Origin of the sequence: Pseudomonas crudilactis, assembly GCF_013433315.1 — a bacterium.
Classification (GTDB): Bacteria; Pseudomonadota; Gammaproteobacteria; order Pseudomonadales; family Pseudomonadaceae; genus Aquipseudomonas; species Aquipseudomonas crudilactis.
Genome location: NZ_WXVV01000011.1, coordinates 1 through 22421 on the forward strand (window position 1 = coordinate 1; position 22421 = coordinate 22421).

Below are 22421 nucleotides of genomic sequence, written 5' to 3' on the forward strand. Positions count from 1 at the left end.
GGAAACCTTTGGCTCGATCAACATTCCGCGGGTCGGCATGGAGGTGCTGATCACCTTCCTTGAAGGCGATCCCGATCAGCCGCTGATCACGGGTTGCCTGTACCACGGCGCGAATTTGCCGCCGTACAAACTCCCGGACTTCAAGACCCTGGCCACGGTCAAGAGCAAGGAATACAAGGGCAGCCGCGCCAACGAACTGCGCATCGACGACACCACCAGCGAGATCAGCATCGCGCTGCGCAGTGATCACGGTGCGAGTGCGATCAACCTCGGTTACCTGACCCATCCGCGCCCGAGCGGTGGCCAGCCGCGCGGCGAAGGTTTCGAACTAAGAACCGACCGCCACGGTGCGGTGCGTGCGGGTGCGGGTCTGTTGATCACCACCGAGCCGCGTCCGAACGAATCCAAGCACCACAAGGATCTGCCGGAAACCGCCGAGCGCCTCGCGACGGCCAGCGATCAGCAGGACGGTTTTGCGGTGCAGGCCAAAGAGTTGCAGGCCCAGGAGGCGGGCGATCAGGACGACGTCGCCAAAGCGTTGCACGCCCAGCATCAAGGCGTGCTCGGCAGTGGCCCGGCAAACCTCACCGCCAACGAATTCCCCGAGTTCACCGAACCGCATCTGGTCCTCGCCAGTCCCGCCGGCATTGCGCTGACCACGCCGCGTTCCAGCCACATCGCTACCGGCGAACACCTGGCGCTGAGCAGTACCGGCCACACCAGCCTGTCGATCGGCAAACGCCTGCTCGCCAGTGCCAGCCGTGGCATGCGCCTGTTCGTGCAAAGCATGGGCTGGCGTCTGGTCGCCGCGTCCGGCGACATCGACGTGCGCGCGCTGAAGGACAGCATCAACCTGCTGGCCAAACTCAACATCACCGCCAACGCCGACCGCATCACCATCACCGCGAAAACCGAACTGGTGATCCAGGGCGGCGGCAGCGCCACCACTTACAACGCCGGCGGCATCACCCACGCCACCAGCGGCCCCTACACCGCGCACGCAGCGAACTTCGCCTACACCGGCGCGAAAAGTCTCGCCGGGGTGTTCCCGGAACCGCCGAAACCGGGCAAGGGCAATCTGGAATTGTTCAACCAGTACGCTGGGCGTCAGGGCATCAAAGAGGGCGATTACGAAGTCATCGATGCGCTGGGCAAAAGCATCAAAGGCAAGCTAGACGGCAAGGGTTTCGCCAGTGTCGCCGGCGCTGCACCGGGGCCGGCGCGTGTGCTGTTCGGCAAGGATCCGGCGGATACGTGGAGCGATGGCAGTTACATCGGCAAACCGGAATGGCCGTTGAACCCGCCGGGGCCTGAAGAGGTGCCGAGCCAAGTGCAGGCGATGGTCGCGCAGGTGTTGCCGAGCAAGAGTTGGGACATGTTGGAGAAGGGCAAGGACATGGCGCAAACAGGGATGAGTGCGATGCAGACGGCGCAAGGTGCGATGCAAACGGCGCAGCAAGTGAAAGGTGTGGTGCAGGGCGGGGTGGCGGGGTTGCCGAAGCTGGCGAGTGCAGTGTTGCCAAGTGCGTCGGGGGTTCTTGGGGCGGCGAGCAAGGCGGGCAACTTGCCGAGCCTGCCTGCACCGAGTCTGCCAAAACCTTCCTTGAAAACCCCGGGCCTGTTGGCGGGTGAGATGCTGTCATGACTAATGAAGTAGCTGCTGTAAAACGTGAACCTCAGGTTGCCATCGTTCCACTGAACGCCATCGACATTCAGGACGTCGCCAGCAGTGCGGCAACCTTCGATGCTTGGCTGCAATCGGCTACGGATGGCGTGGTCACGCTTGATCGAATCAAGAACTACGCCGGCTTCCTGCCGGTGGTGGGCAACATCATGGCGCTAGTCGATGCGCTGGGTGACATCGTCACCCTGTCGAACGCCAAGCAACGTGACTTGCTCGCTTGGGCCAGTCTTGGCATCAACCTGATCGGCGTCTTGCCGTTGCCGCCGTCGATGGCCGCGGCGCGGATGACCCTGCGCCCGACGCTGTTTCTGGTGCGTCAGGAAATGAGGGCCAGCAGCAAGGTGTTGCTCAGCACTTCCGTGATCGAGGTGCTGGTCGGCCACCTGAACGCCTCGATTATCGGCACGCTTGATGATTTTGTTGAGCAAGCCAAAGGCAAGTTACCGGGCATTTTGGCGGACGCTGGCAAGCTCGGCGAAGAAATCATTGATCAGATTGCAATAGGCATCGAAGCGGTGGCGTTCGGCAATCTGGATGCCAAAGGTGATCTGAATGCAGCCAGCACCCAGGCGAGCGCCGCAGCCGATCAATTCAAGAATGATCCGCTGGCGTCATTCAGCAATGTTTTTGGGGCTGCCAACAGCGCCCTGAAGTCGGCAGGCAAAGGCCTGGCCAACAGCGTGGCGCAAAACCTTGTCCCCGATGACTTCAAAAAAACCGTTTCTGACGAAACCAAAAAACTGCGCGCCATGGGCCCGGAGCTGCGTACGCAGTTGAGCAAGCTCGACGATGAGTCGGTGCAGAACTCGATCGGCTGGTTGCTGCTGATCCTCTCCAGTGCCGTGACCTTGTGGCGCAAGCGCAATGCCCATGGGCAGAACGCCGCGGTCCACCCGGACAAGACCGGTCAGGCGAAGCGTACGGCATCCGAGGGGCAGTTGGCCTCTAACGGCCAACAGGCTTCGGCGACTCACGCACCCGAGCCGAAAAAAAACTGCGCCTGCGCCAGCACGGGGCGCAGTATCAATTTCGCCATAGGCTCTGAAAGCCTCAGCCATACCGATTTCAGCCTGCCCGGCCCCTTCCCGATCGAATGGACGCGCACCTACAACTCACGCCTCGACGCCTACGATCAGAGTGAACTCGGCGCTCGCTGGATCAGCGAATTCACCACGCGCTTTGACTGCGTGGATGATGGCCTGACGTTCTACGGTGCCGACGGCCGCGACCACAGCTATCCGTTGCCAAAAGTCGGCCTGTTCCACTACGACGCCATCGAAGACATCACCCTGGTCCGCAACAGCGAAGACCAGTTGCTGCTGTGCCGTGGTTTCGAACGCAAGGAAACCTACGTCCGCCGTGGCCAGCGCTTTGTGCTGAGCAATATCTCGCTGCGCAACGGCGCCGGGATCATGCTGCATTACGAGCATCGTCACGATGAGCAGTCGGTGCTTTCGGACTTGATCACTTATCAGGAAAACGACTTCACCAAAGTGCACTTGCACCTCGGCACGATGATCGACGATCACGGCCGGTTTATCGGCCTCTGGCAGATCGTTGACGGCGCTCCACTGCGCCAGCTCTGTGCTTACCAGTACGACGCCTATGGCGACCTGATTCAGGCGCAAGACGAGAACGGCGCCGTCTGGTCGTATCAGTTCGAGCATCACCTGATCACCCGCTACACCGACCGCACCGGGCGCGGTATGAATCTGCAGTGGGATGGCCAGAGCGCCAAGGCCAAAGCCATCCGCGAATGGGCCGATGACGGCAGTTTCGACACGCGCCTGGAGTGGGACGAAAACATTCGTCTGACCTACGTCACCGATGCCCTCGGCAACGAGACCTGGCACTACTACGACATCCTTGGCTACACCTACCGAATTCGCTACGCGGATGAGCGTTCGGAATGGTTCTTCCGCGACGAGGCGAAAAATATCGTGCGCCGCGTCAATGCCGACGGCAGCACCGATCGCTACAGCTACGATGAACGCAGCAACTTGCTCGAACACATCCGCGCCGATCACACGGTGATGCATTACGCCTACGATGATCAGGATCTGCTGATCAAGATCAGCGATGCCGAGGGCGGTCAGTGGCAACGCGCCTATGACGACCAAGGCAACTTGGTCGAAACGCTGGATCCGCTGGGCAACAAAACCGAATACGCCTACAACAAATCCGGCCAGCCCACCGCGATCAAGGATGCCAACGGCAACGAAAAAACCCTCGACTACAACGATGCCGGGCAACTGGTCGAGTACGTCGATTGCTCGGGCAAAACCAGCGCCTGGGAGTACAACGAACTGGGGCAGATGATCTGCTTCACCGACGCTGCCGGCAACGCCACCGAATACGAATACAAGGCCGGCCAACTGGTGCTGATCAAGCACCCGGACAAGACCGAAGAGCGCTTTGATCGTGATGCCGAAGGTCGGTTGTTGGCGCACGTTGATGGACTCGATCGCTGCACCACCTGGAGCTATAGCGCGGCTGGTTTGATCGCCGAACGCATCGACGCTGCCGAGCAAACCCTGCGCTACCGCTGGGACCGTCTCGGACGGCTAACGGCCCTGGAAAACGAAAACGAACAACGTGCGCACTTCCACTACGACCCGGTCGGTCGTCTGCTCGAGGAACGCGGTTTCGACGGCCGCAGCACACGTTATCAATACGACCCGCTCACCGGTCGCCTCGCGCAATCGATCAATGGCCAACGCGTCATCTCTTTGAGCTTCGACCCGATGGGCCGTTTGACCGAACGTCGCGCAACCTTGGGCGACCAGTCGCAAAGCGAGACCTTTGCCTACGATGGCAACGGCAACCTGGTGCTGGCCGACAACGCCGACAGCCGCCTGCAATGGTTTCACGACCCGGCCGGTAATCTGCTGCGCGAACACCAGCATTATCTCGGCCTGGAAAAACCCACCGTCGCGATCTGGCAGCACGAGTACGACGTGCTCAACCAACGAGTCGCCACCGTGCGCCCCGACGGCCACCGCGTCAGCTGGTTGACTTACGGCAGCGGCCATTTGCTCGGCCTGCGCCTCGATGAACACGAACTGATCGGCTACGAACGCGACGACCTGCACCGCGAAGTCGCCCGCCATCAAGGCAACCACCTGCTGCAAACCCAAAGCTGGGACCCGGCCGGTCGTTTGCAGGAACAATTGCTGGGACGCAGCGACGACAAATCCACCCTGCTCAAACGCGAGTACAAATACGACGCCGCCGGCCAACTGACTGACATCAACGACAGCCGCCGCGGGCCACTCGCCTATCGCTACGATCCGGTCGGCCGACTGCTCAGCGCCACCACACGTCAAGGCGTGGAAACCTTCGCTTTCGACCCGGCCGGCAACCTGCTCGACGACAAAGCGACAGAAATTCGCCGCCCGCTCGACCTGACCCCGCCGCGCAGCAAACTCGTCGACAACCTGCTGCGCGAATACGCCGGCACCCACTACGACTACGACGAACGCGGCAACCAGATCCAGCGCTGGCACAACGGCCAACGCAGCGACCTGCGCTGGGACCTGTTTGATCGACTGGTGCATTTCGAAGACCCGCGCCTGAGCGTGGATTTCGCCTACGACGCACTGGGACGCCGCCTGCACAAAAACTCGCGCGCGCATTACAAACTGCGGCCTGAAGCCGGTTCTCTCTGGAACAGAAACGAGCACGCGCGCAAACAACGCGAACTCGGCTGCGGCTTCACCTTGTACGGCTGGGACGGCGACAACCTCGCGTGGGAAAGCAGCCCAGCACAAAGCGATGGCGAACCGGGTCGCACGGTGCACTACGTCTTCGAACCGGGCACTTTTGTCCCTGTTGCGCAGGCTGTACGGCATGCGCCAATCGATCTGATTGGGCTGCCGGACTACAGTGGTGAATACAGCCTTGATGATGACCCGGTTTGGAATCACAAGGCGACGGCATTACCATTTGATGCGTTGGCCTGGTATCAGTGTGATCACCTCGGCACGCCGCAGGAATTGACGGACTCGCACGGCAACATGGCCTGGACCGCGCAGTACAAGGCGTGGGGACAGGTGACGGAGCAGCGTTCGGAGTGGGCGCAGCAGCATGGCGTGATGAACCCGATACGGTTCCAGGGGCAGTATCACGATCATGAGACGGGGCTGCATTACAATCGCTACCGATACTACGATTCTGAGGTAGGGCGTTTCATTTCACAGGACCCGATTGGGCTGGCTGGTGGACTGAACCTTTATCATTACGTACCTAACCCGCTGGAGTGGATTGATCCACTTGGCCTTTCCGCCTCTTCTGATCTACCTCGGATGAAAGGTACGAGTATTCCTCGCGCCGGTAGAACGTTGAACAGCGCTGGATTTTCGAAAACCAAAGACAATGGGGTTAACGAAACCTGGAAGCATGCAGACGGTTCAGAGGTCAGGGTTCACAAGTACGGAAACTTGAATGCCTGCCCTCACAAATCTGGCAACAATGCACACATCCATAAACAGGATCCGTCCAATCATCAACTGGATGATGAGGGTAAAGTTTCCACCGATCCTAATAAAACTCACATTGGCATTCGTAATCCTGCCGATTTACCAGCTGTCCGAGGGAGACCACACGGATCATGAGTTATGAATACAAATTGGTGTTTGACGACAACTCTACAGCTCAGCATGTCATCGACATTGTTAAAGCTAGTAGTGCTTGTGTTCGCTCGGGCGACGGTGATCTTTATTTGAAGGATCACTCGTTGAATAGCAGTGGGGCTTACGATACTCGTCTCATTTATGGGGATGATGAATCCCTGTGGCTCCAAGTGAATTTCCAATCAGCAGAACTGTACGCCTTACTTAAAACAGCACTCAATGGAAGAAAATTCAGGTGTCTTGAAGATGGGGACGAGGATGAAGAGGTTGGCTTAAATGAGGCCTTCCGCGTGTAGGTTGACTCTCGGTCAAATTGCAGCCGAATAGCCACTTTTTAATCTCTAAAAATTTATGAAATATATCAGGGGCAGGCCACGTTTTTGAAGGTTGATTAAACGCAACCTGCCTCTGATAAAACTCTCTGCCATTGGTGGCCGAAAGACGCGAAATTGATCGAGGCTGCAGTCAACCCTCGTAGTCGAAGGAATGACAACATGAAAGACGCCATTCGCTTGGGCGACTCCACCACTCACGGTGGCAAAGTCCTCGAAGCCTTTTCCCAGACTGACCTCAACGGCAAGCCCATCGCAGGGGTTGGCCACAAAGTCAGTTGTCCTCTGTGCAAAGGCATTTTTCCAATTGCCGAAGGCAGCAGCACTTACACCGTCGATGGAACGCCCATCGCGCTGGACGGCATGAAAACCGCCTGCGGGGCCGCGCTGATTGCCAGTGGCCCGAAAGGAGCGGTGGTCAGTTGAATCCGCGAGGGTGAGCTCTTCGTTCGCCCTCAGGAATACTGCAAGTAAACAACCTGGCTTCATCCATTAAAGGAATAAACATGAAGAACACCGCTTTGATCCTCGCACTGACCGCCGCGCTCGGCATCGTCAATGTTGCTCACGCAGAAGGACCGGACGCCGCTACGTTGAAAGGGATGTACGACACTGGGCGCAACATGTCCGGTCTGATTAACCATTGCGTTGACAAAGGTTTCCTGAAAGCTGAAAGCGCTACGAACGCCAATAAAATGGTGGCGTTTGTTGCCGGTATTCCAGGGCAGATGGACAAGAGCGACGGCGATAAGAACGAGGCCCATGGTCGCAAGGGTGAAGTATTGGACGATGGTCAATACAAAAACCTGGAGGCCAATCTGCCGCCGAGTCTGACGCTGAAGCAGTGGTGCGAGCAGGCGGATCAAGGCATGCGCCAGGGATTGGAGCGTGTGGGTCTGTAATCTCCTTGGTGATTGATCGTTCCCACGCGCAACAACGGAATGCCTCAAGGGACGCTCCGCGTTCCAGTTCGCGAAGGGACGCGGAGCGTGGGAACGATCAGCGTTGGAGGTTATTTTGCGGAGAACTTCAACACCACGCTGTGGCTGTAAGTCTGCCCCGGATCAAGCCGAGTGCTCGGGAAGTCCGGCTGATTCGGTGAATCCGGATAATGCTGAGTCTCCAGGGTAAACGCGCCCCAGTGCGGATACACCTTGCCACCCTTGCCCTTGACCTTACCGTCGAGGAAGTTGCTGGTATAGAACTGCACACCCGGTTCCGTGGTGAACAACTGCAGGACGCGACCGGACTGCGGGTCACTCACCTCAGTCGCAACTTTGCCGATATCACCCTTGGTATCCAGCGCCCAGTTGAAGTCGAAGCCACCCTGTTTCGGCTCGGCAAATTTCAACTGCGGATGATCCGCCTTGATGTGCGTGCCGATCGCGGTTGGTTTGCTGAAGTCCATCGGCGTGCCGGCCACGGGTGCCAGTTCGCCGGTCGGGATCAGTTTGGCGGTGACCGGGGTGTAATGGCTGGCGTGCAGGGTGGCGACCTGTTTGAGGATGTCGCCATTGCCGGCGCCGGCGAGGTTGAAGTAGCTGTGGTTGGTCAGGTTGAGCACGGTCGGTTTGTCGGTGCTGGCCTTGTAGTCGATGCGCAACTCGTTGTTGTCGGTGAGGCGATAGGTCACTTCGGTGGTGAGGTTGCCGGGGAAGCCCATTTCGCCGTCCGCCGACAAATAGGTCAGGGTCACGCCGACCGAATCCTTGTCCTTGGTTTCCTGGGCTTTCCAGACTTTCTTGTCGAAGCCCAGCGTGCCGCCGTGCAGCGCGTTGGTCTTGTCGTTCTGCGGCACTTGATAGCGCTTGCCGTCGAGTTCGAACGCACCTTCGGCGAGGCGATTGCCGAAACGGCCGATGGTCGCGCCGAAGTAGGCGGTGCCTTTCTGATAACCCTGCACATCGTCGAAGCCGAGCACGACGTCGTCGAACTTGCCGTGCTTGTCCGCCACTTTCAGCGATTGCAGGGTCGCACCGTAGGTGATGACGGTCGCTTGCATGCCGTGGCTGTTGCGCAGGATGTATTGCTCGACGGGCGTGCCGTCATTGGTTTTGCCGAAAGCTTTGTGTTCGGCGCTGAGGCCGGCTGCGTTGGCGGAGAGGGTGGCGATCATCAGGGACAGTCCGAGGCCGGAGAGCAGGTGACGGGATTGAAGCATGGTTGACCTTCCTTTTTGTTGTTGTTTTCAAATTGCTGCTGACGCTGTGTAGGAGCTGCCGAAGGCTGCGATCTTTTGATCTTGGCTCTAAAAACAAAGTCAAAAGATCGCAGCCTGCGGCAGCTCCTACAGAATAACTAGTCATGCTATTTGTATGTGCAGTGAAGATTTATAGTTGATTAATCGTTTATTTCAACAATAAAGACAGACTAATTGGTTGGGCAGGCATTGCCGAAGGTCGGCTGGTCGTGCGCACCACTGCACTTTTTCGCAATCGGCGGCTCTATCCATGGCCAGGATGCGGTGACTCCCGCCGCACAGGAATGTGCCCGTTCGAGATTTCATGCCGAGAGTTTTTGCCCCGATCGCTGCTTTTTTCCGCCGCCCGTGCCTGTTGCTGGCCTGTCTGTCGTCGCTGCTGTTCAGCGGTTGCAGTCACCAGGACGGCAACGGCTTCTTCAACCAGATGCGTGAAGGGAAGCCGCAGGAGTTCCTGCAGACCAGCGTCGACCGCATGGCCACACTGGCGATGCGCGACAACCTCAACAGCCTCTATCGCTTGCAGGGCAAACTGTACTTGCGCAACCCGGAAGAACTGCGCAAGTCAGGCTTTCTCAACATCCATGCGGCCGTGAAACAGGTGCGCCAAGCCATCGAGCAGCAACAGCCGCTGCCGGTGCTTGGCGGGCGCAAGGATCTCGCAGCGCTGAGCTATGCGATGAGCCCGGAGTTTCTCGGTGACCGCGTCGGCGCGTTCATCTATGCGATCGGCAGCATGCTGGTCACCGCCCACGGCAATCGCACCGAGTTCTACATGACCGACGCGATCAACCCGACGTTCGTTCACAACGCTGCCCGCAATATCGAAAAAGCCACGTGGATTTTGTCCCAGCGACAGAACACCGCCGGCCAGCCGCTGCTGTTTTCCAATGAGATCTCGGAGGAGGGCAGCAACCTGAGTTTCGCCACCGAGTTCGGCAAGATCGTTGCGCGACTGGACCTGATCACGCAGATGCTTGATGAGCGTTACCGGCGGATCGGCCTTAACTACGCGCAGAGTTTGCTGTTCCTGAATTTCTTGCCGGTGCAGTGAGTGCAGAGCACCAATGTGAAGGTTGTTTTTGTATACAATCCGTTGCCACTATTGATCAAAAAGGAGCGGCAACCGTCATGACCGACCCCGCAAGCGCCGATTTCACTCGCGTCGACCGCACCGCCCGTGCGGACAAACTGCCCTATGCCGCGTTGCTGGCGTTCGCCATGACCGGCTTCATCGCCATCCTCACCGAAACCTTGCCCGCCGGGCTGCTGCCGCAAATCGGCGCCGGGCTCAATGTCAGCGAGGTGCTCGCCGGGCAACTGGTGACGCTGTATGCGCTGGGTTCGATTGTCGCGGCGATTCCGTTGACCGTCGCCACGCGCGGCTGGCCTCGGCGGCGGGTGTTGCTGATGACGGTTGGCGGGTTTCTGGTGTTCAACACCGTCACCACGTTCTCCAGCCATTACGGCTTGACCCTGGCTTCGCGCTTCCTCGCCGGGATGGCGGCGGGGCTGTCGTGGGGGATCATGGCGGGGTATGCGCGCGGCATCGTGCCGGTGCATCAGCAGGGACGGGCGCTAGCGATTGCTATGCTCGGCACGCCGGTGGCGCTGTCGCTGGGCACACCGGCGGGGACGTGGCTGGGCAATCTGATCGGCTGGCGTGCGTCGTTCGGGATCATGTCGGCGCTGGCCCTGGTGTTGGCGGCGTGGATTGTCATTGCGGTGCCGGATCGTCCGGGGCAGGCCAGTGATGAGCGTCTGCCGTTGCTCGAATCAATGCGCCTGCCCGGCGTGCGACCGGTGCTGTTCGTGGTGCTGACGTGGATGCTCGGGCACAACATTCTCTACACCTACATTGCACCGTTTCTGATGCAGGCTGGGCTGGCTGACCGGGTCGATCTGGTGCTACTGGTGTTTGGCCTGTGTTCGCTGGTGGGGATCTGGATCATTGGCATGCTGGTGGATCGCTGGTTGCGCTGGTTGACGTTGATCAGCCTCGCGGTGTTCGCGCTGACGGCGCTGGTTCTAGCGTTGGCAGCGCCGTCGCCTCTGATCATCTATGCCTGCATGGCAGTGTGGGGATTGTCGTTTGGCGGCTCGGCCACGTTGCTGCTGACTTCGGCGGCGGACTCGGCAGGTGATCACGTCGACGTGGTGCAGGCGATGCTCACCACTTCCTGGAACGTGGCGATTGCCGGGGGCGGGTTGTTTGGCGGGTTGCTGCTGGATCGGGCAGGGGCGATGTCGTTTCCGTGGGCGTTGCTGATTTTGTCGCTGATTGCGCTGGCCACGGTGTGGATCAACAAGACCCACAGCTTCAAACCGGGCCGGCGAGTGCATTAACTCTGGAAACCACCGCTTCACCCTGTGGGAGCGAGCTTGCTCGCGAATACGTTGTGTCAGTCGACAGATGAGTTGAAGGATCCACCGCATTCGCGAGCAAGCTCGCTCCCACAGGGGGATAATCGTGGTGAGTTCGATATGGCATAACGATAGACCGCATCGATATATGTGGTTATAAGAAAAATCGCTATGCTGCGGGCCAGATTTTTCCTGTCGTTTTTCTGGACGGTTTAATGGAATTGGCAAATTTCGGCCTGGTGATTGCCGGGCTGGTGGTGGGTTTTATTGTCGGCATGACCGGTGTCGGCGGTGGTTCGTTGATGACGCCGATTCTGCTGTGGTTCGGCATCAACCCGGCAACGGCGGTCGGCACTGATCTGTTGTACGCCGCCATTACCAAATCCAGTGGCGTCCTCGTCCATCGCAAAAACAAGAACATCGACTGGGCCATCACCGGTTGGCTGACCCTCGGCAGTGTGCCGGCGGTGGCCATGACCTTGTGGTTCCTCAGCACCCTGCACACCGCGCCGGACGCGATGAACGCCATCATCAAACAGGCGCTGGGCTTCGTCCTGTTCGCCACGGCGCTGGCGATCTTCTTCAAGAAACGCTTGCTCGACTTCGCCCACAAACGCGCCGGCGGCAACTACAACCCGAGCGGTTCGCGCCTGAACGTGATGACTGTGATCACCGGTCTGATTCTCGGCACCATGGTCGCCCTGACCTCGATCGGCGCGGGCGCCCTGGGCACCGTTGCGCTGTTCATCCTCTATCCGCTACTGCCGACCCGCCGTCTGGTCGGCACCGAAATCGCCCACGCCGTGCCGCTGACCCTGGTTGCAGGCCTCGGCCACGCCAGCATGGGCAATATGGATTGGGGGGTGCTGGGCTTCTTGCTGGTTGGCTCGTTGCCGGGCATCTGGCTCGGCAGTCACCTGACCGGACGCATCTCCGATGAAGTGCTGCGCCCGTGCCTGGCGACGATGCTGGTGTTGATCGGTTACAAACTGGCGTTCTGATCTGGCCATGAGTGAAACCACTGTCCATTGCGATGGCCGTCTCGCCATCACCGTCGAACCGCGTGAAATGCGCATGAGCCATTGGCTGTATGCGCCGCGTGCGGTCGATCTGCAGCGCCAGCAAGTGCTGCTGGATCTGAGCGAGAGCCTGTGGGATTTGCTCGGTACCGTCGACGAGACGGCCAATGGCCTCGCGCTGGTGCTGCGCAAGTACCCGGGTGATCGGGCGTCGGTGAGGTTGAGCGTTGAACTCGACAGCGGTGAACTCAAGCTCGGTGGACAACCCGTCGACCCTTCGCAATTGCTTTCGACACTCGATTCAGCGCTAGACTGAGGCGGCACAGCTTGCGGCGCGCCGCCTCACCACGGGTTAACGCAGAATGACGTATTTCATTATCGTCACCGGCAAACCGTCGTACACCAGTTCTTCAACCACTTCCCAACCCAGCCGCGCATATAGCGACTGCGACGTGTCGGTGTACAGATACAACTCAGGCACACCCAGCGCCGCCGCTTCTGCAACCACTCGATTGACCAGTTGCGAAGCAATCCCGCGACCGCGTTCCTCAGCCTTCACATAAACCCCGGCCAGCCATGGCGTCAGGTTCGGTCGCAGCTTCAGATCGCTTTCGATCAGCAGCGCGCCGCCCAGCAAACGTGAACCCTCAAGCGCTACCACCACGCTGGGCACTGCGCCTTTGCCGCAGGATTCGCGCATGTGTTCGATACGGTCCTCGACGGTTTGCCCGGGACGAAACTCGCCCCACTCCTTGAAGTTGAGCGTGGCCAGTTCTTCGATCAATTCGGGGTGATCGCACAGGTAATCGATGTGCATGTGGCTGAACTCCATTCCATTGGCAGAACCACCACCCTAATGCGGTCATAAAAGGTAATCAAATCCGCGTTGCGATCACCTCGGATATGTTGCGCAATGTCGCGCCTGTCCTAAGCTTCTGACTAGGCGGATATATTTGCCGGGTTGTCCCGGAACAATCGCCACGATGCGCAATCATTAGAGCGTGGATATCAAAAGGAGATGCGCATGCTCATCAGGTCATTGACCCTGACACTCTTGCTGGCGATTGCCGGCCCCTTGTTCGCCGCTGACAACGATTCGCCCATCGCCGGGGATATGGGCCGCGCCCGACCGCTGATCGTGATCGCACAAAGCACGGTCGACCCCGTGTGGGTAGCCCTGAAAAAGTCGCTGGAGGATCCCGCCAACAAAAAGGGCGTCACCGACCGCAACATCAAGGTCTACACCATCCTCAACATGTCCGGACAGCTCGACGGCAAAGACATGGGCCAGCAAGACACCATGGCGCTGCTGCGCTCGCTGAAACTGGGCGCCGGGGCGTATCCGAAAGTGTTCCTGGTGGGCAAGGACGGCGAGACCAAGCTTTCGGCCTCGGGGGATGAAGCGAAATCGGTGGATTTGAAGAAGATCTTTGACACCATTGATGCCATGCCAATGGCTGAGAAGGAAGCGGCCGCTGCGGCTCAGGCACCGGTCGCTGCTACGCCGGAACCGGCAAAAGGCGCGAAGAACGCTAAACCCGCCAAGCCTGCGAAACCGGCCAAGCCGCCGGAAATGCCGGATGATTGATCGCGCTGTCACTGAATAAAACGCGTCCCCTGTAGGAGTGAGCCTGCTCGCGATAGCGGTGTATCAGTCACCATCAGCGTTGACTGATACACCGCTATCGCGAGCAGGCTCACTCCTACAATGTTTATTCCGTTGCCTGCAGATTTGCGGACACCGAAGCCCTCACAGCAACCTGTCTACCCACGGCTATCGCCCTCATCAAGCAGGTAAACCAGCACACCTTTGGTATCACCTACGACCAGTGGAGAATGCGTGGTCAACACGAACTGGCAATTGGGAAAGGTCGTACTTAACTGTGCAATCAGACCGAGCTGCCATTGCGGATCCATGCGCAATTCCACATCGTCGATCAGAACAATACCGCCACCGTGCAGCGGGTTGTCCATCGATGGATTCATCATCGCCAGACGCCTGGCCATGTCACCCACCAACGCAATCATCGATTTTTCGCCAAGCGAGAGCTGAGTGACATTGAATGTCGCGCCATGCTTGTCGATTGCCGTATGCAGATGGGGTTTGCGTTGCACGCGCAGGTTAGTGAAATCCGGCATGAACGCGGTGAGGGCCGAACGAACGGCAGTCAATTGGCGATCGCGAGTGGAGGCTTTCACATTGGCCAGCGTTTTCCAGACGTCGCTGTCAGTACCGAATTTTTCCGCCATTTCGGCCAGTGCGGTATCGGAAATCCCGTCTTCGTTTTCGCTGTCTTCGCGTTCGCGGAACCATTCGAAAAAACTGCCAAAATCGGCACCCCCGTGAAAACTGGTGTCGTAGCCGTCGAGTTGATCGAAGGCTTGTTTGCCGCTGATTTTCAGCGGGACTTCTACAATGCAACGTTCGGCCGGGTAATAAGCGATCAGCGGGAGTGAGGCACTATCGTCGGCGGTGAGTTGAGTGCGGTAGTGGTCTGCAAGCAGTCTGACTTCGTTCAAATATCCACGGCCCGAAACTGCACCTTCTTGGCGACTTCGGGCAGCGCCCCATACGAACAATTCGTTTTCGGAACCCGCACCACTCTCAGCTGCGCGCGGATGTGAAACGTCGGTGATGCCAATCGAGAGGACGGCTCCTGAAGCGCCGTTGCGAATATCTTCATCGACAAGGTATTTGCCATTGCCTTTATTGGAGCGAATTTTTGCGATCAGCCAGCTCAGACAAATATTCAGGGATTTCAGAATGGTGGTTTTTCCGCTGCCGTTGTTTCCCACCAGCACCGTGATGTTCGAACGGTGTGTCGGGGTAGGGGCAAACTGAATATCCATGTCGCCAAAGTGTCCGACATCCGCAAGCTTCATACTTTTGATTTCCATCACTGCGCCCTTCGAATGACTGTTTTTTTTGCCCGACGCCATCCTCGTCCAAAGATTGACTCGATGCAGTGTAGATACAACAAATTCATTCGCTAATCCAAAGTCGTTGCAGCATATGCCGGCGGAAATGTCTGACACAAAGCTCCTTCAGGGCCTGCGGATTTTTCCTGCAAGTCGCGGCGGCGGTGGTGAACTGGTGGGCTTTGCGGTGTAGGGATAGTCTTCTTTGGCCGCTGCAAAACACAGTGGCCGGACGTGGAAGTCCGGTTGTCGGTTACATCCATCAATGTCTCAAAAGCGCATGTCGACGTTATTTATGTCAACATCGCCGCGTTTTTGGCGGCTGTGCGCAGGGGCACTTTCGAGTGCGCCGGGTTTTGGTGGATTGGCCTGGTCTTCCACACCTGCGTACAGCTGCCACCCTCATGTGGAAGTGAGAAAGGTAGTTTTTCCTACAATTCACTACGGTACTTCATACATGAAAAAACCAACGCCAAACCCTCCCGAATCCCCCATGGATTCAGGATCCTTCGACGCCAACAACCCCCGCTTACGCAACCCCCGTCACCCCGATCCCATCAGCCATCTCTTCACCATCCTCCCCGATATCGATACGCCCACTTTGCTCTGCCACGCTTGCGAAACCCTTGCTTCACTGAACGTCCTGACCACCGACCTAGCCGCAGAACTTCAAGGTTCACCGCGTAGCCTCGCCTTGTCGATTCAGCAGTTGGCCGTACTCGGCGAGTTGCTGGTCAACCGTGCGCTGGACAATCTCGATCCACCGGCGGCGACGCAACATTGAACAGGGAGGTTCAAACATGGCGCGATATATTCCAATTACCGGGATCGACTGCAAGATTCCCTGCCTGTTGATCGACAGCGAGGCACCAGTGGATGTGCTGCATGGCACGGCGGCTTACCGTTTGCGCTGTGTGACGCAACTGATGGAGACGCTGGCGCTGGTTGACGGCAAGGGCCACGATGCTTTGCTGCTGCAGGATTTCGCCCGGGTGATGGCGATTCCGTTGCGGGACAGTTGCGACTTGATGGATGTCATCGGCTGGAAGTTGCAGGCACAGCTTTAAAGACAAAAGATCGCAGCCTGCGGCAGCTCCTTGGATCGGGTTTTCACTCGGTCAGGAGCTGCCGCAGGCTGCGATCTTTTGATTTTCAGTCAGCGACAGCGCTGAGGATTTTGTGGGCGATCTTCACTCGCTCAGGAATCGGGAAGTTCTTGTTGGCCATGATCACGATGCCAACGTCCTTGCTGGGCACAAACGCCACGTAAGTCCCAAAACCACCGGTAGAGCCGGTCTTGTTGATCAACACGTCATGCGGCTGCGGTTGCGGCGGGTTCAGCCACTGCACCTTGTGCGCCTGCATGGCCATTTCCGTCGAGTTGCCAGCCAGTAAACGGTCGAGACTGATCGGGTAGCGATACATTTCCCAACCCAAACCTTGAGTCATATCGCCGACCGTGTAGTACCCGGTGTGGGTGTTGGCGATGGTTTTTTGCAGGGACGCTTCCAGCGTTTCGGGTTTCAGGTTGGCCTGCACGTAACGCAGCATGTCCACCGCGCTGGTTTTCACGCCGTAGGCCTGCGAATCCAGGGCGCCGGGGGTGACGCGCACCGGTTTGTCGTTCTTGTCGTAACCCTGCGCATACAGGTCCATTTGCGCGGCAGGCACGCTGAGGTAGGTGTGCTGCAAACCGAGTTTCGGCAGCAGGGTTTGGGTCAGCGCCTGATCAAACGGCTGGCCGAGGCTTTTCGCCGCCAGATAGCCGAACAACCCAAGGCTTGGATTTGAATACTGGCGATGGCTGCCTGCCGAATAAACCGGTTTCCACTGTTGGAAATAGCCGAGCATCTTGTCAGACGAATCCCATTGCGCCGGGAATTGCAGCGGCAAACCACCGGCGCTGTAGGTGCCCAGTTGCAACACGCTGATGTTGTCGAGCGCGCTGCCTTTCAGTTCAGGCCAGAGCTGGCTGGCTTTGGTCGACAGGTCGAGTTTGCCAGTGGCCTGGGCGTAACCGGCGAGGGTGGCGGCGAAGGTTTTGCTCACCGAGCCGATTTCGAACAAGGTGTTTTCGCTGACTTTCTGCCCGGTATCTTTTGCTGCAACCCCGTAGTTAAAGTAATGCGGCTGGCCATTAATGGTCAGCGCCACGGTCAGCCCGGGAATGTTCTGTTGTTGCATTACCGGCGTCACCGTGTCGTTGACCAGCGCTTGCAACTGCGAGTCGGTGGGCGTGGCGGCCATGCAGGCCGAGGCGCCGAAAAACAGGCCGAAAGCGGCGCAGGAAATGACTTTTTTTGAATGAATGGATGGCATGAATGAACCACTCTCCATGAGTGTTGATGACGTTATCCCGCTACACTGCGGGCGATTTCTTCGTTGGGCAACTGATCAGCGCCGCCAATCTAGTCAGCGCGCGACCAATCGACAAACGACGAAAACTCGCACGAGCCATTAGAAAAATTTGGGACTTGGCATGATTCGACCGCAATTGCCGCTCAACGCACTGCGCGCCTTCGAAGCATCGGCGCGTCATTTGAGCTTCACCCGCGCCGCCGTGGAACTGTGCGTCACGCAAGCGGCGGTCAGCCATCAGGTCAAAAGCCTTGAGGTGCAACTCAACGTAACCCTGTTCAAACGCCTGCCCCGTGGGCTGATGCTGACCAGCGAAGGGGAAACCTTGCTGCCGGTACTGAGCACGTCGTTCGATCACATCGCGCAGATTCTTGAACGCCTCGCTGGCGGACAGTACCTCGAAATGCTGACCGTTGGCGCGGTCGGTACGTTCGCCGTGGGTTGGCTGTTGCCGCGGCTGGCGGAGTTCCGGGCGAAACATCCGCTCATAGATTTGCGGCTGTCGACCAACAACAACCGCGTGGATGTGGCAGCAGAAGGGCTGGATTACGCAATCCGCTTCGGTGCTGGTGCGTGGCATGGTATCGAGGCGACGCGGTTGCTTGAGGCGCCGCTGTCGGTGTTGTGCGTGCCGGAAATCGCCCGGCAATTGCATTCGCCGGGAGATCTGCTGCAACAAACACTGCTGCGCTCTTATCGCACCGATGAATGGCCGGAATGGTTTCAGGCGGCCGGGCTGGCGACCCAGGCTGCGCCGCCGCAGAGCATCGTTTTTGATTCATCGCTGGCGATGATGGAGGCGGCGTTGCAGGGCAGTGGGGTGGCGTTGGCGCCACCGCTGATGTTCGCCCGGCAACTGGCGGCGGAGGCGATTTGCCAGCCGTTTGCGATTGAGATTACGACGGGGAGTTACTGGTTGACGCGGTTGCAGTCGCGCCCTGAAACAGCGGCGATGCTCGCTTTCAAGCACTGGCTGCTGCAAATATCAAGCTGACACAAATCCTGTAGGAGCTGCCGAAGGCTGCGATCTTTTGATTCTGTTTTGAAGATCAAAAGATCGCAGCCTTCGGCAGCTCCTACAGTTATCAGTGAGGCATCAGCGCACCAGACACGGCCGCTTGTTATCGAACTTCCAGCCCGGAATCAAAAACTGCATCGCCACGCTGTCATCCCGCGCGCCGAGGCCCATGCCTTTATATAGCTCATGAGCCTTGGCCACCTGGTCCATGTCCAGCTCGACACCCAGCCCCGGTTTTTTCGGCACCTGCACCAGACCATCGACGATTTGCAGCGGCGCCTTGGTCAGCCGCTGGCCGTCCTGCCAGATCCAGTGGGTGTCGATCGCGGTGATCTCGCCCGGTGCGGCGGCAGCGACATGGGTGAACATCGCCAGCGAGATATCGAAGTGGTTGTTGGAATGCGAGCCCCAGGTCAGCCCCCATTCATGGCACATCTGCGCCACGCGCACCGAACCTTGCATGGTCCAGAAATGCGGGTCGGCCAGGGGAATGTCCACCGACTGCAACTGGATCGCATGACCCATCTCACGCCAGTCAGTGGCGATCATGTTGGTGGCGGTTTTCAGCCCCGTGGCACGACGAAACTCGGCCATCACCTCTCGACCGGAATAACCGTTTTCCGCACCGCACGGGTCTTCGGCGTAGGCGAGCACCTGATGTTGATCGCGGCACAAGCGGATGGCTTCTTTCAGTGACCACGCGCCGTTCGGATCGAGGGTAATCCGCGCCTCGGGGAAACGTTCGGCGAGCGCCGTCACCGCTTCAATTTCGGCATCACCACTGAGAACGCCGCCCTTGAGCTTGAAGTCCTTGAAACCGTATTTCGCATGGGCCGCTTCGGCGAGGCGCACCACGGCTTCGGCAGTCATGGCCTTCTCGTGACGCACGCGGAACCAGTCGTTGTCGGCGTCCGGTTCGCTGCGATAGGCGAGGTCGGTTTCGCGCTGATCACCGACGTAAAACAGATAACCGAGCATCTTCACTTCATCACGTTGCTGACCTTCGCCAAGCAGTGCTGCCACCGGTACATCGAGATGCTGACCGAGCAGATCGAGCAGTGCGGCTTCGAGGCCCGTCACCGCGTGGATGGTGATGCGCAGGTCAAACGTCTGCAGACCACGACCGCCAGCATCGCGGTCGGCGAAGGTCTGGCGCACTTGATTGAGGATCTTCTGATACGTGCCGATCGGGCTGCCGACCACCAGGCTGCGCGCGTCTTCCAGGGTCTGGCGAATACGCTCGCCACCGGGTACTTCACCGACGCCGGTGTGGCCGGCGTTGTCCTTGAGGATGACGATATTGCGGGTGAAAAAAGGCCCGTGGGCGCCGCTCAGATTGAGCAGCATGCCGTCGTGGCCGGCCACCGGGATGACTTGCATGTCGGTGATGATCGGGGCTTTGGCGGTGTCGTGTGCGGTCATGTTCTTATCCTTTTAATACGCAATCTTTAACAATGGGCGTCAGGCGTGTTTCGGCGCGGTCTCGACCACGGCGATGTCGGCAGCAGGTTTCGGTGTGGTGCGCGCGAAGAAGACGATGATCGCGGCGATGATCGAGGTCGCGGCCAGCCCATAGAGGCCGCCCTGAATCGAGCCGGTGTGTTCTTCGAGCAGGCCGAACGTGGTTGGCGCGACGAAGCCGCCAAGGTTGCCCACCGAGTTGATCAGCGCGATCACCGCTGCGGCGATGCGGGCATCCAGATAGGCCTGTGGGATCGGCCAGAACAGCGATGAGGCGGATTTGAACCCCAGCGCAGCAAAGCAGATCGCAACGAAAGCGAAGATCGGCCCGCCGGTAGTGGACATGAACATCCCCGCAGCGGCGATCAACAGTGCGGTGGCGACCCACGCCTGTTGGTGTTTCCACTTGGCCGAGAACGAGGCAAAGGCGTACATGCCGATGATCGACAGCAACCATGGGATCGAGTTGAACAGGCCGACCTGGAAGTCACTCATCTCGCCCATTTTCTTGATGATGCTCGGCAGCCAGAAGGTCGCCGCGTAGATGGTCAACTGAATGAAGAAGTAGATCAGGCAGAACAGGATGATCTGGCGATCCTTGAGCAATTTTCCCATTGATGGCCGGATTGGCGTCGCGGCTTCGCGGGCCTTTTGTTCAGCGTCGATGGCGTTGACCAGTGCGTCCTGTTCGGCGCGGCTCAGCCATTTCGCGTCGTGGGGTTTGGCGTCGAGCCAGAACCAGACAAACACGCACAGGCACACCGAGAACATCCCTTCAATGAAGTACATCCACTGCCAGCCGTGCATGCCCAGCGCGTTGATTTGCAGGAGCAGGCCGGACAGCGGGCCGGAGATCAACGAGGCCACGGCGGAGCCGCTGAGGAAAATCGCAATCGCCTTGCCGCGTTCGGCGCCGGGCAGCCAACGGGTGAAGTAGTAGATCACCCCGGGAAAGAACCCGGCCTCGGCCACGCCGAGCAAAAAGCGCAAGACATAGAAGTGGGTTTCGTTCTGGATGAACGCCATGCCGGCGGCGACCAGTCCCCAGGTGAACATGATGCGAGTCAGCCAGATACGTGCGCCGACTTTCTGCAAAAGCATGTTCGACGGAACTTCGAACAGCGCGTAACCGATGAAGAACAGCCCGGCGCCGAAGCCGTAAGCGGCGGCACCAATACCTAGGTCGTGTTCCATGTGGGTACGGACGAAACCGATGTTCACCCGGTCAATGTAATTGACGATGAACATGATCACGAAAAGCGGCAGGACGTGGCGTTTCACTTTCGAGATGGCCGAGGCGAGTGTCGAATCGACACCCTCGTTCATCCCGGAGACGGAGGTTTTCACTTGTTTTTCTCCCACTGATTATTTTTATGCGGGGTAGGGCAGGTGCTGCGTTGTTGATAGACATCATACAACTGAGAATTTTTGTCCTACAAGTAGGGAGGGCCGATTAATTTTATCTGGAAGGCTGGTTTCTTATGCTTTTTCGTATTTTTACCTAGCGTTTATTGAGTGTTGTGCTTTGAGGCGCCCGATAAATTCCTGCGTCTGCGCACGAGTAGTCTTCAAGGAGTCCTGGTTTTTTCCGATTTATTTGAATGTTGTCATACAAGTTAGGCGCTAGAATCACTCCCGTCAGCCAGCTTCTCAATGCTACGATCGGCAAGCCCCGATCACCGGAACCGACCATGCAAGAAGACCTCGACGCTCCCGCTCGCAAACGTGCGCACAACCTCGCCCATGATCTGGTGGATAAACTCACCCAGAGCATCCTGCTCGGCCACCTGTCACCGGGTGACAAGCTGCCGTCGGAGAATTCCATCGTTCAGGAACACGGCGTCAGCCGCACCGTGGTGCGCGAGGCGATTTCCAAATTGCAGGCTTCGGGACTGGTCGAGACGCGGCACGGCATCGGCACGTTCGTCATCGAGCGTGCGCCGGAGCAGGGCTTGCGCCTGAATGTCGATACCGCGCTGGGCGTGCGCAGCATTCTTGAATTGCGTCTGGGCCTGGAAACCCAGGCAGCGGCACTGGCGGCGCAACGGCGCAGCGAACAGCAATTGCTGCAAATGCGTCAGGCGCTGGATGACTATCAGCGGTTACTGGACAACAACGACAGTTGCGTCGAGGCCGATCGACGTTTTCATCTGCTGATCGCCGAGGCGACCGGCAACGTCTGCTTCAGTGAAATCATGCAGCACTTGGGCAGTGCGATGATTCCGCGCAACCGGCTCAACGCCGCCGAGCGCGGTGCGGCGGATCTGAGCAAGCTCGGGCAACTGGCCCATCTGGAACATGAGGCGATCCTGAATGCGATCAAGCGTCAGGATGCCGATGCCGCGCGGGCAGCGATGTGGCTGCACCTGACCAACAGCCGCGACCGCTTTTCCGCGCAGGGTTGAACGCCGTTGGTCTGTTCGATGGCACGCGGT

At 58.6% G+C, this 22421-nt stretch carries 20 protein-coding genes; 14 read left to right on the forward strand and 6 right to left on the reverse strand.

The genetic code is table 11. The features are described from left to right. The 5 genes from GTU76_RS13605 to GTU76_RS13625 all read left to right on the forward strand — a co-directional run. The coding region (locus GTU76_RS13605) for a DUF2345 domain-containing protein (RefSeq protein WP_180698823.1) at positions 1 to 1645 on the forward strand (1645 nt) is incomplete at its 5' end. Next, on the forward strand, positions 1642 to 6297 hold the full coding sequence (locus tag GTU76_RS13610) for an RHS repeat-associated core domain-containing protein (RefSeq protein ID WP_246376039.1): 4656 nt from the start codon (positions 1642 to 1644) through the stop codon (positions 6295 to 6297). The genes GTU76_RS13605 and GTU76_RS13610, both read left to right, overlap by 4 nt. Further along, positions 6294 to 6611, forward strand: a complete 318-nt coding sequence (locus GTU76_RS13615; RefSeq protein ID WP_016984665.1) for a hypothetical protein — start codon at positions 6294 to 6296, stop codon at positions 6609 to 6611. Before GTU76_RS13610 ends, GTU76_RS13615 begins: the two co-directional genes overlap by 4 nt. Positions 6612 to 6809: 198 nt before the next feature. Further along, a complete protein-coding gene (locus GTU76_RS13620; RefSeq protein ID WP_007918680.1) occupies positions 6810 to 7073 on the forward strand; it encodes a PAAR domain-containing protein in 264 nt (87 codons plus the stop codon). 80 nt (positions 7074 to 7153) lie between these two features. After that, a complete protein-coding gene (locus GTU76_RS13625; RefSeq protein WP_180698824.1) occupies positions 7154 to 7549 on the forward strand; it encodes a hypothetical protein in 396 nt (131 codons plus the stop codon). A gap of 110 nt (positions 7550 to 7659) precedes the next feature. On the opposite strand, the gene GTU76_RS13630 is transcribed toward GTU76_RS13625, so the two are convergent. Further along, the gene (locus GTU76_RS13630) at positions 7660 to 8808 is read right to left on the reverse strand and encodes an aldose epimerase family protein (RefSeq protein WP_180698825.1); all 1149 of its coding nucleotides are present in this window, start codon (positions 8806 to 8808) and stop codon (positions 7660 to 7662) included. A gap of 343 nt (positions 8809 to 9151) precedes the next feature. On the opposite strand from GTU76_RS13630, the gene GTU76_RS13635 reads away from it, so the two are divergent. The 4 genes from GTU76_RS13635 to GTU76_RS13650 all read left to right on the forward strand — a co-directional run bounded on the left by GTU76_RS13635 (position 9152) and on the right by GTU76_RS13650 (position 12546). Continuing rightward, complete coding sequence (locus GTU76_RS13635; protein WP_180698826.1) at positions 9152 to 9901, forward strand: hypothetical protein; 750 nt, start codon at positions 9152 to 9154, stop codon at positions 9899 to 9901. 77 nt (positions 9902 to 9978) lie between these two features. Next, complete coding sequence (locus GTU76_RS13640) at positions 9979 to 11193, forward strand: MFS transporter (RefSeq protein WP_180698827.1); 1215 nt, start codon at positions 9979 to 9981, stop codon at positions 11191 to 11193. A 233-nt stretch (positions 11194 to 11426) separates the two neighbouring features. Continuing rightward, a complete protein-coding gene (locus tag GTU76_RS13645) occupies positions 11427 to 12212 on the forward strand; it encodes a sulfite exporter TauE/SafE family protein (RefSeq protein WP_034154648.1) in 786 nt (261 codons plus the stop codon). A 7-nt stretch (positions 12213 to 12219) separates the two neighbouring features. After that, positions 12220 to 12546 (forward strand): hypothetical protein, encoded by a 327-nt coding sequence (locus tag GTU76_RS13650; protein WP_180698828.1) that lies wholly within the window; start codon positions 12220 to 12222, stop codon positions 12544 to 12546. Positions 12547 to 12582: 36 nt separating this feature from the next. On the opposite strand, the gene GTU76_RS13655 is transcribed toward GTU76_RS13650, so the two are convergent. Beyond that, the gene (locus GTU76_RS13655; protein WP_180698829.1) at positions 12583 to 13047 is read right to left on the reverse strand and encodes a GNAT family N-acetyltransferase; all 465 of its coding nucleotides are present in this window, start codon (positions 13045 to 13047) and stop codon (positions 12583 to 12585) included. A 207-nt stretch (positions 13048 to 13254) separates the two neighbouring features. Here GTU76_RS13655 and GTU76_RS13660 point away from each other — a divergent pair, with 207 nt between their 5' ends. Then, positions 13255 to 13818 carry a DUF4174 domain-containing protein gene (locus GTU76_RS13660; protein WP_180698830.1) on the forward strand — a complete coding sequence of 188 codons (564 nt, stop codon included), beginning with the start codon at positions 13255 to 13257 and terminating at the stop codon, positions 13816 to 13818. 176 nt (positions 13819 to 13994) lie between these two features. On the opposite strand, the gene GTU76_RS13665 is transcribed toward GTU76_RS13660, so the two are convergent. Then, positions 13995 to 15266, reverse strand: coding sequence for an AAA family ATPase (locus GTU76_RS13665; protein ID WP_343057505.1), 1272 nt, complete (start codon positions 15264 to 15266; stop codon positions 13995 to 13997). Between the two features lie 376 nt (positions 15267 to 15642). Here GTU76_RS13665 and GTU76_RS13670 point away from each other — a divergent pair, with 376 nt between their 5' ends. Together GTU76_RS13670 and GTU76_RS13675 are read left to right on the forward strand one after the other, a co-directional pair. Continuing rightward, complete coding sequence (locus tag GTU76_RS13670; protein ID WP_320337554.1) at positions 15643 to 15933, forward strand: DUF6124 family protein; 291 nt, start codon at positions 15643 to 15645, stop codon at positions 15931 to 15933. Between the two features lie 16 nt (positions 15934 to 15949). Then, positions 15950 to 16216 carry a hypothetical protein gene (locus GTU76_RS13675; RefSeq protein WP_180698832.1) on the forward strand — a complete coding sequence of 89 codons (267 nt, stop codon included), beginning with the start codon at positions 15950 to 15952 and terminating at the stop codon, positions 16214 to 16216. Positions 16217 to 16301: 85 nt separating this feature from the next. Here GTU76_RS13675 and ampC read toward each other — a convergent pair whose 3' ends face one another. Next, positions 16302 to 17468, reverse strand: coding sequence for a class C beta-lactamase (gene ampC, locus GTU76_RS13680; protein ID WP_180698833.1), 1167 nt, complete (start codon positions 17466 to 17468; stop codon positions 16302 to 16304). Between the two features lie 160 nt (positions 17469 to 17628). Between ampC and GTU76_RS13685 the strand changes: the two genes are divergently transcribed. Next, complete coding sequence (locus GTU76_RS13685; protein ID WP_180698834.1) at positions 17629 to 18501, forward strand: LysR family transcriptional regulator; 873 nt, start codon at positions 17629 to 17631, stop codon at positions 18499 to 18501. A gap of 102 nt (positions 18502 to 18603) precedes the next feature. Here the strand turns inward: GTU76_RS13685 and gudD are convergent, their stop codons facing one another. Further along, positions 18604 to 19947, reverse strand: coding sequence for a glucarate dehydratase (gudD, locus tag GTU76_RS13690; protein WP_116256027.1), 1344 nt, complete (start codon positions 19945 to 19947; stop codon positions 18604 to 18606). A gap of 39 nt (positions 19948 to 19986) precedes the next feature. Continuing rightward, positions 19987 to 21333 carry an MFS transporter gene (locus GTU76_RS13695; protein ID WP_180698835.1) on the reverse strand — a complete coding sequence of 449 codons (1347 nt, stop codon included), beginning with the start codon at positions 21331 to 21333 and terminating at the stop codon, positions 19987 to 19989. A 344-nt stretch (positions 21334 to 21677) separates the two neighbouring features. On the opposite strand from GTU76_RS13695, the gene GTU76_RS13700 reads away from it, so the two are divergent. Then, positions 21678 to 22391, forward strand: a complete 714-nt coding sequence (locus tag GTU76_RS13700; RefSeq protein ID WP_175553791.1) for a FadR/GntR family transcriptional regulator — start codon at positions 21678 to 21680, stop codon at positions 22389 to 22391. The last annotated feature ends 30 nt before the right edge of the window (positions 22392 to 22421 follow it).

Coding starts and splice junctions, on each gene's coding strand:
- GTU76_RS13610 (WP_246376039.1), top strand. CDS start 1,642: ATGACTAATGAAGTAGCTGCTGTAAAACGTGAACCTCAGGTTGCCATC.
- GTU76_RS13615 (WP_016984665.1), top strand. CDS start 6,294: ATGAGTTATGAATACAAATTGGTGTTTGACGACAACTCTACAGCTCAG.
- GTU76_RS13620 (WP_007918680.1), top strand. CDS start 6,810: ATGAAAGACGCCATTCGCTTGGGCGACTCCACCACTCACGGTGGCAAA.
- GTU76_RS13625 (WP_180698824.1), top strand. CDS start 7,154: ATGAAGAACACCGCTTTGATCCTCGCACTGACCGCCGCGCTCGGCATC.
- GTU76_RS13630 (WP_180698825.1), bottom strand. CDS start 8,808: ATGCTTCAATCCCGTCACCTGCTCTCCGGCCTCGGACTGTCCCTGATG.
- GTU76_RS13635 (WP_180698826.1), top strand. CDS start 9,152: ATGCCGAGAGTTTTTGCCCCGATCGCTGCTTTTTTCCGCCGCCCGTGC.
- GTU76_RS13640 (WP_180698827.1), top strand. CDS start 9,979: ATGACCGACCCCGCAAGCGCCGATTTCACTCGCGTCGACCGCACCGCC.
- GTU76_RS13645 (WP_034154648.1), top strand. CDS start 11,427: ATGGAATTGGCAAATTTCGGCCTGGTGATTGCCGGGCTGGTGGTGGGT.
- GTU76_RS13650 (WP_180698828.1), top strand. CDS start 12,220: ATGAGTGAAACCACTGTCCATTGCGATGGCCGTCTCGCCATCACCGTC.
- GTU76_RS13655 (WP_180698829.1), bottom strand. CDS start 13,047: ATGCACATCGATTACCTGTGCGATCACCCCGAATTGATCGAAGAACTG.
- GTU76_RS13660 (WP_180698830.1), top strand. CDS start 13,255: ATGCTCATCAGGTCATTGACCCTGACACTCTTGCTGGCGATTGCCGGC.
- GTU76_RS13670 (WP_320337554.1), top strand. CDS start 15,643: ATGGATTCAGGATCCTTCGACGCCAACAACCCCCGCTTACGCAACCCC.
- GTU76_RS13675 (WP_180698832.1), top strand. CDS start 15,950: ATGGCGCGATATATTCCAATTACCGGGATCGACTGCAAGATTCCCTGC.
- ampC (WP_180698833.1), bottom strand. CDS start 17,468: ATGCCATCCATTCATTCAAAAAAAGTCATTTCCTGCGCCGCTTTCGGC.
- GTU76_RS13685 (WP_180698834.1), top strand. CDS start 17,629: ATGATTCGACCGCAATTGCCGCTCAACGCACTGCGCGCCTTCGAAGCA.
- gudD (WP_116256027.1), bottom strand. CDS start 19,947: ATGACCGCACACGACACCGCCAAAGCCCCGATCATCACCGACATGCAA.
- GTU76_RS13700 (WP_175553791.1), top strand. CDS start 21,678: ATGCAAGAAGACCTCGACGCTCCCGCTCGCAAACGTGCGCACAACCTC.